Here is a 13,649-nt window from a genome sequence, read left to right on the forward strand (position 1 = left end):
CACCGAGAAAAGGAGACTCGCAAAGGAAGCCCTCATCCCCGTAGGCTTAGCGAAAATACTTAAAGCAAGCAATGTTTACGCAGGTCCGCTCCGCCAATCGCCGAGTTTCTCCTGCAGAAAATCATGGCCACAAAGCCGTGATGAAAGCTGTCTACCTTGTGCTTGAACCTCAATACCAAAACGCCTTAACTCAAGCTGCCAATTCAATTAATTCCCAAAATGGTTCTCTAGGTGTGGAGCTAAGCGGCTACCTAATCGAAGAGTTACGAGATCCGAAAAATCTGGCTGATTTTCAAAAGGACATTGAAAGTGCGGATGTTTTTATTGCATCGCTGATATTCATAGAAGACTTGGCCCAAAAAGTGGTCGAGGTTGTAGGACCCCATAGAGACCGTCTAAAAGCAGCGGTCATATTTCCTTCAATGCCAGAAGTAATGCGCTTGAACAAGCTTGGGACCTTTTCTATGTCCCAGCTAGGTCAAAGCAGTAGTGCTATAGCCAATTTTATGAAGAAGCGGAAAGAGGCAGGTGGTACTGGCTTTCAAGACGCAATGCTCAAACTTTTAAATACTCTTCCCTCAATACTTAAATATCTACCAGTTGACAAAGCTCAAGATGCACGAAGCTTCATGCTGAGCTTCCAGTATTGGCTTGGAGGGACTTCAGAGAATCTCAAGAACCTCCTCCTAATGCTTGCAGATAAGTATGTTTTTACTGATACAGAAAGCGAGCAAAGACCATCTCTTGAAGTTGCTGAACCAGAGGTATTTCCAGATCTTGGGATATGGCATCCACTCGCTCCAAATATGTTTGAAGATATAAAAGAATATCTAAATTGGACATCTAGTAGATCTGATCTTTCTGAGAAATCAAGAAGAGGCCCATTAATTGGTCTTGTTTTACAAAGAAGCCATATCGTGACGGGCGATGAAGCGCATTATGTTGCTGTTATACAAGAGCTCGAATACAGAGGTGCAAGAGTTATACCTGTTTTCTGCGGTGGACTTGACTTCTCCAAACCTGTTAACTCTTTCTTTTTCGATCCTTCAAAAAACGATATACCCCTAGTAGATGGTGTTGTCTCCCTCACAGGCTTTGCCCTAGTAGGCGGACCAGCCAGACAAGATCATCCAAAAGCAATTGCATCATTAAAAAAACTGAATAGACCTTATATGGTGGCTCTCCCACTTGTTTTTCAAACAACTCAAGAATGGGAAGGGAGCGATCTCGGATTACACCCGGTCCAGGTAGCATTGCAAATTGCAATACCAGAATTAGATGGAGCCATTGAACCAATAGTTTTATCTGGTCGTGATGATGCAACTGGTAAGGCACATACCCTTCAAGACAGAGTCGACGCAATTGCAGAACGTGCAATTAGATGGTCTTCACTAAGAATTAAACCAAGAGCTGAGAAGAAGCTTGCTATTACTGTTTTCAGCTTTCCACCTGACAAAGGTAATGTTGGGACAGCAGCCTATTTAGATGTATTCGGTTCAATTCATAGGGTCCTTGAAGAACTAAAAGCACAAGGGTACAAAGTAGAAAATTTACCCAAAGACTCGAAAGCCCTAATGGAAGAGTTAATAAACGACCCGGAAGCATTAGAAGGAGCCCCAGAACTATCAATCGCCCACAGAATGAGTGTTGGAGAATATGAAAAACTGACTCCCTACTCTGAAAGATTAGAAGAGAACTGGGGGAAGCCTCCTGGAAATCTAAATAGCGATGGCCAAAACTTACTTATTTACGGTAGGCATTTTGGGAATGTGTTTATAGGTGTCCAGCCAACATTTGGCTATGAAGGTGATCCCATGAGACTTCTCTATTCAAGAAGTGCGAGTCCTCATCATGGATTCGCCGCCTATTACACCTACTTAGAAAAGGTATGGGAAGCAGATGCTGTTCTTCATTTTGGAACACATGGCTCACTAGAGTTTATGCCTGGAAAACAAATGGGAATGAGTGAAACATGTTATCCAGATTCTCTAATTGGCGGTCTTCCAAATCTTTATTATTACGCAGCAAACAATCCTTCTGAGGCAACAATAGCTAAAAGGCGGGGATATGCATCAACGATTAGTTATCTAACTCCACCAGCTGAAAATGCAGGTCTTTATAAGGGGCTAAAAGAACTTGGTGAGTTGGTTGGTTCCTATCAACAACTGCGTGAAGGTGGTAGAGGAGTGCAAATAGTAAATGCAATAATAGAAACAGCAAGGCAGTGTAATCTCGACCAAGATGTAAACCTGCCAGAAAAAGATGCCTCAGAAATAGATCTAGAAGATAGGGATGCAGTCGTAGGTTCTGTATATAGCCAGCTAATGGAGATTGAAAGCCGGTTACTTCCTTGTGGTTTACATACAATAGGCAAGCCACCTACAGCTGAAGAGGCTATTGCAACTCTTGTAAGTATTGCTGCATTAGAAAGAGAAGATGATGGGCTTCGATCTTTACCGGGTCTATTAGCAGAAGCGAGAGGAAGAAAGATTGAAGACATATATAAAGGTAATGATGAAGGTGTACTAAAAGATGTAGAGTTAAATCGTACAATTACAGAAACATCTAGGAAATCAATTGCGGGTATGGTAAACCTGCTAACAGGAAAAGATGGAAGAGTAACACTAGAAACAGGATTAATTGGGAAGATAAACAACTTAGTAAATCAGTTTGGGTTTAATAATGAGCCAACTTATTTGAAAATATGTAAGCGAGCTGGCTTTAATGATATTGATTCAGTTGCACTTGAAAAACTTTTTGAATACCTACGTTTTTGCCTTGATCAAATTTGTGCTGATAAAGAGATGGAAAGCCTCCTTAAAGCCCTAGAAGGTGATTATGTTTTACCAGGACCTGGAGGAGATCCAATAAGAAATCCAGGAGTACTTCCTAGCGGAAAAAACATACATGCACTTGACCCACAATCTATTCCAACTATTGCAGCCGTTGCAGCAGCAAAAGGTGTAGTCGATAAACTTATTGAGCGTCAACGAAGAGAAGAAGGCGCATGGCCGGAAACAATTGCCTGTGTTTTATGGGGTACAGACAATATAAAGACTTATGGTGAATCATTAGCTCAAATCCTTTGGTTTATAGGAGTAAGACCTAAACCTGATTCAGTAGGCAGAGTAAATAAGCTCGAGCTGATCCCTTTAGAGGAACTAGGCCGCCCAAGAATCGATGTAGTTGTTAATTGCTCGGGAGTATTCCGTGACTTATTTATAAACCAGATGGCATTAATTGACCAAGGTGTAAAGATGGCAGCTGAAGCAGATGAACCTCTTGATCAAAATTTTGTTAGAAAGCACGCTACTGAGCAAGCTAAAGAACAAGGAACTTCAATAAGAGATGCTGCTTGTAGAGTTTTCTCAAACTCAAGTGGTAGTTATAGCTCCAATGTAAATCTAGCTGTAGAAAACTCTACATGGGAAGAAGAAGGTGAACTTCAGGAAATGTACTTGTCCCGCAAAACCTTTGCATTTAATGCAGATAACCCCGGTGAAATGAATCAAAAAAGAGAAATCTTTGAATCCGTTATTAAAACTGCTGACGTAACCTTCCAAAACCTTGATTCAGCTGAAATATCTTTAACCGACGTTAGTCATTATTTCGACTCGGATCCAACTAACCTAATCAAAGGATTACGAGAAGATGGCAAAGCACCAAACAGCTTTATCGCTGATACAACTACTGCAAATGCACAAGTCAGATCTCTAAGCGAAACGATAAGATTAGATTCTCGAACCAAACTACTTAACCCCAAGTGGTACGAAGGTATGCTCAACTCAGGCTACGAAGGCGTAAGAGAGGTATCAAATCGCTTAAATTACACACTTGGATGGAGCGCAACAAGCGGACAAGTAGATAACTTTGTTTATGAAGAATCTAATGAGACATTTATTAATGACCCTGAAATGAGAAAAAGATTGATGGAATTAAACCCTCACAGCTTTAGACGAATAGTAGGAACACTTTTGGAAGTGAATGGTAGGGGTTATTGGGACACCTCAGAAGAAAATATTGATAGACTTAAGGAGCTCTACCAAGAAGTTGAAGACAGAATTGAGGGTGTAAACCAAGAAGACTAAATATAAAGGTTAAATAGAAATAATTTAAAAATTTAAACCCTATTCAAAATCATTTATTGCTACCATAATTTATTAGCAATTGTAAGTGTCTTTGCTGTTCTACCTACGTTATGAACTCTTACCATAGAGACTTTAGCCTGCGTGCATCTACAGACAACAATTTCAGTACCTAAATCTCTGGAATCTAAATCCTCATTACCAAGTATTTCCGCAATAAACCTTTTCCTAGACGGTCCAATTAGTAAAGGGAATCCCTTATTGCAAAGACTTTCCAATCCATACAGAATCTGTATGTTTTGCTCAGTATTTTTGGCGAAGCCTATTCCTGGATCCCAAATTATATTTTCATGTTTAATTCCTGCCTTAAGAGCCTCTTCAGTTCTTTCAGATAACTCTCGATCAACATCATCAATTACATCTCTGTAAGTATTGAGTGTTTTCATATTACGGCTATTGCCACGGCTATGCATTAATACATAAGGACAACCAGCATCAGCAACCACCCTAAAAATATCAGGATCTATTTTGCCTGCTGAAACATCGTTTATCCAATTCGCTCCATTTTCTAAGGCGGCATAAGCAACCCTAGAGAGGAAGGTATCTACAGAAATTAGGGTATTTTTATGTTCATGGCGTATTGTTCGTAAAGCAGGCAATAGTCTTCTTAACTCCTCTTCTGAGCCTACTTCTTCCGCTCCAGGCCGAGTACTTTGTGCACCCAAATCAAGAACATCTGCGCCTTCAGAAATACATTTAGAAGCATGTATCAATGCTTTATTAGGCTGAAGGTATTGACCTCCATCAGAAAAGGAATCTGGGGTAATATTTACTATTGCCATTAAACATACTTTTTCCCCCCAACCAGATGGCCAAGGTAATTTAGGCGACTTTATAGTTGACAATTCTTGCAAAGTTTCTTGGATCAAGAGATGCTCCTCCAACCAAAACACCATCAATATCGTTCATTCCCATAAGTTCATCAATATTTTCTGGTTTAACAGAACCTCCATACTGAATTATTACATCAGATTTACCAATCCATTTTCTGATTAAACCACAGATCCTATTAGCTTCTGAAGATTCACACGTTTTTCCGGTTCCAATAGCCCATATGGGTTCATAAGCGACTATTAGACTCTCAGAGTCTAAATCTTCCAAACCTTGCTCAACTTGACGTCTTATGACTCTTTCGGCCTCTCCTCTATCACGTTGTATATCTGTTTCTCCAACACAAACAATTGGAATTAACCCATGAGTTTGTGCTGACTTAGCTCTTCGATTGATCTGTTCATCGCTCTCGCTGAAATATTTTCGGGGCTCACTGTGGCCAACAATTGCGTATCTAACATCATGCTCAAGCAACATGACGGGAGAGACTTCTGCTGTAAATGCTCCTTTGTCTTCCCAATGAACATTTTGACTTGCCAACTGAACTGCACTTGATTGAGTTATCTGAGCAACGGAAGATATGGCAGTAAAAGGAGGAGCTATGACAAGACTTCTGTCTTTCTCCATTTGCGCTACCAGCGGCAAAAAAATGGCCATGTATTCATTGGCTTCTGCACATGTCATGTGCATCTTCCAGTTGCCAGCAATGACCGCTTTACGCACCATTAGACCTCCGTTCATAAACCAACCTAAGACCCCTTGGCCCCACCTGTCTCCTTCACTATGGCCCTATTAAGACCGGAAACAACGAGATCTCCAACGATAAGCTTTCTACCACGCCGCAGTTCCACCGAATTATTCACAAAAACCAATCCCGACTGAATAAGCTGCTTAGCTTCTCCTCCTGTAGAGACGAATCCTTGGTATTTGAGGAACTGATCAAGTTTCATTTTGTAGATGGTCTTTTTGCCTGAATTGGTATTGTTACGCGATGTTTACTAACTCAAAGGCAAACTTTCGCAGCTTACTGCCATTCCTTCGGCCACATTTACGTAGCTTGTCATGCGGTTTTATCTGTATGTTCATCTATGTAAGTTGCTGGCCTATTTTGGCTGCTCTTGCCGGAAAGCTTATACCAGCAATTGGAGGAGGTGAACTAGAAAGGGTTCTAAAGGTTATGGCTCAGGCTTTAGCGGTCTTTTTAATTCAAAAGATTGCCCAATTCGGGCAAGACACATTCCTCGCAGGTCCAGCTCTTCAAGTTGGCAAAGATCTGAGATCAAATTTATTTCGAGAATTACAACAAACTCAACTTCTTTCTTTAAAGAAATTATCAACTGGAGACATAACATATCGATTAACTGAAGATGCCGACAGGGTAGCTGAAGTGATTTACAAGACAATACAAGATACAACTCCAAGTATTCTTCAGCTCACGGCAGTATTTGTTTATATGTGTTGGCTTGATTGGCAACTATCTCTTGCAACAATATTACTGGCTCCAATTGTTGCCACTCTTGTTAGTCGATTTGGGGCAAGGGTAATGATAGCGGCAGAAAATAGTCAACAAGAAGTAAGCAATTTAGCTGCATTATTAAGCGAATCCATACATGGATTGCCACTAGTACGTGCTTTTGCAGCCGAAGATTGGCTGCAAAATAGGTTTGATTCAAAGGTCGAAAAGCATCGCCAATCTCGCTACAAAACGCTGAAATTACTTGCACTTCAGCACCCTGTAGTTGGATTTATAGAAGCTTTGGGAATCCTTACAGTATTTGGCTATGGAGCACTTAGGATACAAGCAGGAGGATTAAGTGGAGAAGGCTTCAGTAGTTACGTAGCAGGATTACTAATGCTTATCGACCCTATAAGTCACTTGACAATAAATTTCAACGAACTTAGGCAAGGCCAGGCATCACTTAAACGACTATTTCAGATAGGACAGCAGCCAAAAGAATTAGAAGATAAAGCGAATGCAATCAGTCTAGAAAAGCCAAAAGGTCATATTAGTTTTGCCGATATTAGCTTTAGATATCAAAACCAAACTTCAACAATTTCTAACTTCTCTTTGAATGTAGAGCCAGGGAAGATAGTTGCCTTAGTAGGGCCATCGGGGGCAGGCAAAAGTACACTTTTCTCTTTGTTATTGAGATTTAATAGGGTTCAAAAAGGTTATATATTACTAGATGGTATAGACATATCAAACCTAAAGTCTAACGAAATCAGAAAACAAATAGCTATAGTTCCCCAAGTAGTAAATATCTTTTCTGGAAGTATTGCTGAAGCAATCAGTTTTGGTAGGAATGCTTCTGAAAACCAAATCATTAAAGCAGCAAAATTAGCTAATGCTCATGACTTCATCATGTCGATGCCTGAAGGCTACTCGACAACCCTCGATGAACGAGGAACAAATCTTTCGGGCGGTCAACTACAACGCTTAGCAATAGCTAGAGCGGTTTTAGGCAACCCCGCAGTTCTTCTCCTTGACGAGGCAACGAGTGCTTTAGATGCAGAAGCTGAAGAAGCTGTACAGCAAGGAATCCAACAAGCCATGGCGCAAAGAACAGTGCTAGTTATTGCCCATAGACTGTCAACAGTTCAAGAAGCCGACCAAATTGTTGTTATTGAAAATGGTGTCAAGTGTGATTCAGGCACCCATGATGAACTAATGAGTAGAGCAGGTAGATACAGAGATTTATGCGAGAGGCAACTCATAAGAAGTAATACAGAGGAATAGTTCTAACGAGATAAGATCCCATACTGAAAATCCTTAAAATGTTTTAACGGCATTTCAAGGACAAAGCATTATCAATTTTGTGAGCTTTTTGCGACAAACCAATGACTCAATCATCTACAAGCAGACCTGATCCTGTCCTTACCTTTGAAGGTAAGCGATATGACCTCAATTCCTTACCCAAAGAATTGAAAGAGCTTGTCAGAGGTATGCAAGTAGCAGATACACAATTGAAGATGCATGAGGATACACTTAGGGTATTAGCAATAGGTCGTCAGACTATGGCTAGGGAACTTAACGAAAAGCTAAAGGATGTTAAGCCCCTTGAGCAATAACCTAGGAATAACAATGGCTAAGCTTCATCAAATCGATATGACCTAGTTAATCTAAAAACAGTGCCCGATAGAAGTAATAGTGCTACTAGGTTTGGTAAAGCCATTAAACCATTTAATGTATCAGCTATTCCCCAAACAATATTTCTATTAGGATCACCAGCAATTGCACCAAATACAGCAACAGCTACCCAAGTTAATCTAAAAGGTAAAATTGATTTTATACCAAAAAGATATTCAGTACACCTTTCACCATAGTAACTCCAACCCAAAACTGTTGTGAATGCAAATACTGCCAAAGCAATAGTTACTAAAGCTCCAGATCCAGCAATAGATGAATTAAAAGCTTCAATAGAAAGTGTGGCCCCACTGGGCCCATTAACGCCACTTAGAATAATGACTAGAGCGGTCATAGTGCATATAATTATGGTATCTATAAAAGTACCTAACATCGCTATTGATCCTTGACGAACTGCATCATTAGTATTAGCTGATGCATGTGCAATGGGAGCACTACCAAGGCCTGCCTCATTGGAGAAAATTCCTCGCTTAAAACCTTCAAAAAGTACTTTTGTAAATACACCACCAGCTACAGCTCTTCCTGTAAAGGCATCAGTAAATATTGCAGCAAAAGCCGAAGGTATCCTTTCTACATTTAATAGGATTATTGAAAAGCAAGCAAGGATATATAAAACTGACATTAAAGGGACAATTGCGGAAGCTGCTCTTGCTATACGGCTTATACCTCCAATAATTACTATAAAAACAAGTACTCCAATTATCGCTGCTGTTATTTCCTTTGGGACATTAAATGTTTGCAATGCACTGGAAACTTCGAAACACTGAACACCATTTCCAATTCCAAAACTAGCAAGCATACCGAAGAGAGCAAACAGACCTCCAAGCCAATACCAACTTGGTCCAAGACCATTTTTTATATAATACATAGGACCACCGACAAATTTACCGATTGAATCCTTCTCACGAAAGTGAACAGCGAGAACTGCCTCCGAATACTTAGTTGCAATACCAACTAAAGCGATAATCCACATCCAAAAAACTGCACCAGGACCACCCATTGCTATTGCTGTGGCCACACCGACAATATTACCTATTCCTATGGTTGCAGATAAAGACGTCATCAAAGCCTGAAAGGGAGATATTTCTCCTTGACTTGAAGGATCAGGCTCTTTAAAGATTATTTTTAAACCGTAGACAAGGCGACGAAGAGGCATAAGCCTCAAGCCGAACATCAAAACCAATCCAGTTGCTGAAATAAGGGTTACTGTGGGCCAACCCCAGGCAATAGAATTAAGAGCGGAGTTAATTGTCTTGAGGGAATTAATTGCCTCCGATGAGACAGTTGAAAAGTTCATTGAGTAATCAACAAGCCTGAGAAGTGACAAAGTTTAATTCCAATTTTCCTGATTTATATTCTCATAAGCTTCTCTATGTTGCAAGAATCTATTTATTGAGCCTTTAGGTCTAGAAACTTAAAGCATTCAAAACTGTTAGCCTCATTCCCAAAAGATTCTGTTTGAACACTTCTTTCTGTGAGGACCCAAGGACCGTTATTGTAAAGAGGAACAAAAATATCCTTAAATTTGCTTAACCCTCGAATAGGTTCTCCTTTTATCGGATCACTATATTGACTAGTATATTCTTTACTTAAATAGCCTTTCATTGTATTAGTAACACTCTTAGTATTAATTGTAATCAATTGTCCATGAATATGTCGATTTACCATCGTAACCACGTTATCCTTTATTCGATATTTATCGCCTGTATTTTTTCCGCCAACTATCACTTCCATGCCAATATGGTTAACATCTCCAGCAGTAAATGTATTTTCACCGTGTATTTTTGCGAAGCTTCTTCTTACTCTATGAATTGCGACTTCCCAAAGCTGTGATGAGATTGATTTGTGTACTTTTTCATCATCAATATCAAAAACCTCAGCTTTTAAATCGCTATTTAATTTGAAACAGCCTTCTATACTTCGCGCATCCGTCTCCCAGACGCAACGACCCAAATAACCTGAGAAATCAGGATCCCAGGTATAACGATTTTCATATGCAGCCTTAAATTCTTTAGAGCAATCAGTGCCAGGGACTGGTATAGGGTTAGAAACAGGGGAGACCACTAGTTAGTAAGCGAGAGTTGATGCAGACTAAGTTATCTACTAGGAATGTATGTCCTGTAATGCGGCAATTGAAGGTGATTGATCTTGCAATGCAGCAATGCCTTCAACGGCAGCCCTTGCTCCAGCCAGTGTGGTAACTGTTGGGACTGAATAGTCCAAGGCAGCCCGTCGGAGGTACTTATCATCATGTGCTGCCTGACGTCCAATAGGTGTATTAATAACTAATTGGATCTGACCAGATCGAATGAGGTCTTCAATATTCGGTCTCCCCTCATGAACCTTTAAAACTGAATCGACTGCAAGACCACCACTAGAAAGGACTTTTGCTGTCCCAGAAGTTGCTATCAACTTAAAACCTAAGGAAATTAATTTACTAGCAACTGGTATCAAATCAAGCTTGTCACGATCATGTGTAGAAAGAAATACTGTTCCTTTGATAGGCAAAGCTTCACCAGCGGCTAGTTCAGACTTGGCATATGCCATACCAAATCCTGGCGCAGACCCCATAACTTCTCCTGTTGAACGCATTTCAGGTCCTAAAACACTATCTGCACCAGGAAAACGACGGAATGGAAGAACAGCCTCCTTAATAGCTTGAAGTGGCGGTCGTGGCTCAGATGTAATTCCAACATCACTTAGTAATTCCCCATTCATCAATCTTGTGGCAATTGCTGCAAGAGGCACACCTGTGGCCTTAGAGACAAAGGGTACGGTTCTAGAAGCCCTGGGATTTGCCTCAATAATAAAAACTTGTTCATCTCCATCCTCCGTCTTTTGTACAGCAAACTGCAAATTAATCAAACCCTCTACCTTTAGCTCCTTTGCCAAGTCCTTGCTCCATTTGCGGATTAATTTAAGAGCAGGTTGCCCCAAAGAAATAGAGGGCAAACAACAAGCAGAATCGCCTGAATGAATACCTGCAGGCTCAATATGTTCCATCAAACCACCTATTACAACATTGCCTTTTCGATCACACAAAGCATCAACATCAACCTCAATAGCATTTTCTAGGTATTGATCAATAAGAACAGGATGTTGTGGTTGAACTTTAACTGCCTCTCTCATATAGGTATCGAGTTCAGTCTCGTCAAAGACTACTTCCATTGCCCTTCCCCCAAGAACATATGAAGGCCTAACGACAACTGGATAATTAATTCTTGAAGCTATAGATATTGCTTCTTCTTCAGTACGAGCGATTCCATTAAGGGGTTGCCTGATTCCTAAGGCTCTTAACGTGGCTTCAAATTGCTCGCGATCTTCAGCTTTATCAATAGATCTAGGGGATGTTCCAAGGATTCTTGTATTAATACTTTGGTTATTTTCTGATTCAAGCCATTGCAAGAGAGGCAACGCTAACTTCAATGGTGTCTGACCTCCAAACTGAACAATGATACCCTGAGGATTTTCAACTTGAATAATATTTAGGACATCTTCTAATGTGAGAGGTTCAAAATAAAGTCGATCGCTAGTGTCATAATCAGTTGAAACAGTTTCAGGGTTACTATTGACCATTATTGTGGTAATTCCTGATTTCTGAGATGAGAATGAAGCGTGACAACAACAATAATCAAACTCAATACCTTGTCCTATTCGGTTAGGGCCTCCGCCAAGAATCATTAATTTTCTTGAGTTACTAGGTTTTACTTCTGTCTGAGATTCACATTCATGAACAGTGCCTCCGACAGAAATAGTAAACAGTGTTTTTTCATATGTTGAATAGTAGTAAGGTGTGGAGGAGTTAAACTCGGCGGCACATGTATCTACTGTTTTAAAGATTGGGAGAACATTAAGTTCCTCTCTTCTAGATCTGACTAATAACTCCTCACTATTTGTAGCCCATGCTATTTGAAAGTCAGAAAAACCAAGTTTCTTTAATTTTAGAAAATCATCAGTCTCTATTCTAGATAATTTTCCATGATCAAGATAAGTTTTTTGAGCATTAATTATATTTCTAAATTTAGACAGGAACCAAAGATCAATATTTGTCAATGAATTAATTTCAAAATCAGACTTACCATCCAACATTGCCGTTCTTATATACATTATTCTTTCAGGTGATGGCGTCCTAAGTAAACGTTCTAATTCTTTATCATTTGTTTTTACTAAAGAGTCTGATCCATCACAACCCCAGCCCAAAAGTCCGGTTTCTAAAGACCTAATAGCCTTTTGAAAAGATTCCTCAAAACACCTACCGATTGCCATTGCTTCCCCTACAGACTTCATAGAAGTGGTTAATGTTGAGGAGCTTCCTTTAAATTTCTCAAAAGCAAATCTAGGAATCTTTGTTACAACATAATCAATAGTTGGTTCAAAACAAGCCGGAGTTTTACCAGTAATATCATTTGTAATTTCATCAAGGTTGTAACCAACAGCTAGAAGTGCTGCAATTTTCGCAATAGGAAATCCTGTAGCTTTACTTGCCAATGCAGAGGATCTACTTACTCTAGGATTCATTTCAATTACAACAACATCGCCATTAGAGGGATTTACTGCAAATTGAATATTGCTACCACCAGTTGCTACTCCTATTTCACGAATTATAGCGATAGACTGATCTCTAAGCCTTTGATATTCACGGTCAGTAAGTGTCTGAGCAGGTGCAACTGTTATAGAGTCTCCGGTATGCACACCCATAGGATCTATGTTCTCTATACTACAAATAATTACAACATTATCAACTTGATCTCTCATAACTTCTAACTCGAATTCCTTCCAACCAAGAAGAGATTTCTCTATTAATATTTGAGAAACAGGGCTTACATCTAGACCTGACTTGCAAAGCTCATCAAACTCCTCGGGGTTATAAGCAATTCCACCACCACTGCCTCCAAGAGTAAATGCTGGCCTAATAATTCTGGGGAAACTGGAAATTATTTCTCCCACTTCATGAGCCTCTTGTATGTTTGAAGCTATCCCTGAAGGGCAAACTTTCACTCCTATATTTTCCATTGAAGATTTGAACAGTTTCCTATCTTCAGCTTTTCGAATCGCAGAAATATCAGCTCCTATTAGCTCAACTCCGTATTTCTCAAGAATCCCTTGTTCGTAAAGTGAAACTGCCAGATTTAAAGCTGTTTGCCCACCCATCGTTGGCAATAATGCATCTGGACGTTCTTTTTCAATGACCTTGCTTACAACATCCAAAGTTAATGGCTCTACATAGGTTCTATCTGCCATCTCAGGATCAGTCATAATGGAGGCTGGATTGGAATTAACCAAGACGACTTCAAATCCCTCACCTCGCAGTGCTTTGCAAGCCTGCGTACCCGAATAGTCAAATTCACAAGCCTGTCCGATGACAATCGGTCCAGACCCAAGGAGAAGTATTCGACGTAGATCCTTCCGCCGTGGCATTTGGCTTATCCTGGTTACCAATCCAACTAGCTTCCCACGCAGGAGCTTTTAACCCAAAACTATTTAAAATTTGGGATCCAAATTACTAGCTAACTTTGTTGACGAGGAAA

General features: G+C 40.0%; 9 protein-coding genes. 3 read left to right on the forward strand and 6 right to left on the reverse strand.

The window, feature by feature from the left end:
* The first annotated feature begins 71 nt into the window (after positions 1–71).
* Positions 72–4,088 (forward strand): magnesium chelatase subunit H, encoded by a 4,017-nt coding sequence (locus tag SOI83_RS01790; RefSeq protein ID WP_320676904.1) that lies wholly within the window; start codon positions 72–74, stop codon positions 4,086–4,088.
* A gap of 59 nt (positions 4,089–4,147) precedes the next feature.
* Here SOI83_RS01790 and folP read toward each other — a convergent pair whose 3' ends face one another.
* From folP to SOI83_RS01805, 3 genes are read right to left on the reverse strand one after another with little or no spacing between them, the layout of a single operon-like run.
* Positions 4,148–4,927 (reverse strand): dihydropteroate synthase, encoded by a 780-nt coding sequence (folP, locus tag SOI83_RS01795; protein ID WP_320676905.1) that lies wholly within the window; start codon positions 4,925–4,927, stop codon positions 4,148–4,150.
* A gap of 40 nt (positions 4,928–4,967) precedes the next feature.
* On the reverse strand, positions 4,968–5,699 hold the full coding sequence (gene tpiA, locus SOI83_RS01800) for a triose-phosphate isomerase (RefSeq protein WP_320677582.1): 732 nt from the start codon (positions 5,697–5,699) through the stop codon (positions 4,968–4,970).
* Between the two features lie 26 nt (positions 5,700–5,725).
* The gene (locus SOI83_RS01805; RefSeq protein WP_320676906.1) at positions 5,726–5,926 is read right to left on the reverse strand and encodes an RNA-binding S4 domain-containing protein; all 201 of its coding nucleotides are present in this window, start codon (positions 5,924–5,926) and stop codon (positions 5,726–5,728) included.
* A 41-nt stretch (positions 5,927–5,967) separates the two neighbouring features.
* On the opposite strand from SOI83_RS01805, the gene SOI83_RS01810 reads away from it, so the two are divergent.
* Both SOI83_RS01810 and SOI83_RS01815 read left to right on the forward strand, forming a co-directional pair.
* Positions 5,968–7,713 (forward strand): ABC transporter ATP-binding protein, encoded by a 1,746-nt coding sequence (locus SOI83_RS01810; RefSeq protein ID WP_320676907.1) that lies wholly within the window; start codon positions 5,968–5,970, stop codon positions 7,711–7,713.
* A 101-nt stretch (positions 7,714–7,814) separates the two neighbouring features.
* Positions 7,815–8,045: a DUF6447 family protein gene (locus SOI83_RS01815; RefSeq protein WP_320676908.1), complete on the forward strand. Its 231-nt coding sequence runs from the start codon at positions 7,815–7,817 to the stop codon at positions 8,043–8,045.
* A gap of 17 nt (positions 8,046–8,062) precedes the next feature.
* On the opposite strand, the gene SOI83_RS01820 is transcribed toward SOI83_RS01815, so the two are convergent.
* From SOI83_RS01820 to carB, 3 genes are all read right to left on the reverse strand, one after another.
* Positions 8,063–9,418 carry an alanine/glycine:cation symporter family protein gene (locus SOI83_RS01820; RefSeq protein WP_320676909.1) on the reverse strand — a complete coding sequence of 452 codons (1,356 nt, stop codon included), beginning with the start codon at positions 9,416–9,418 and terminating at the stop codon, positions 8,063–8,065.
* Positions 9,419–9,510: 92 nt separating this feature from the next.
* Positions 9,511–10,185, reverse strand: coding sequence for a DUF3386 domain-containing protein (locus tag SOI83_RS01825; protein ID WP_320676910.1), 675 nt, complete (start codon positions 10,183–10,185; stop codon positions 9,511–9,513).
* Between the two features lie 39 nt (positions 10,186–10,224).
* Positions 10,225–13,539: a carbamoyl-phosphate synthase large subunit gene (gene carB, locus SOI83_RS01830; protein ID WP_320676911.1), complete on the reverse strand. Its 3,315-nt coding sequence runs from the start codon at positions 13,537–13,539 to the stop codon at positions 10,225–10,227.
* Positions 13,540–13,649 lie beyond the last annotated feature (110 nt).

The organism is Prochlorococcus sp. MIT 1300, assembly GCF_034092375.1.
GTDB lineage: Bacteria > Cyanobacteriota > Cyanobacteriia > PCC-6307 > Cyanobiaceae > MIT-1300.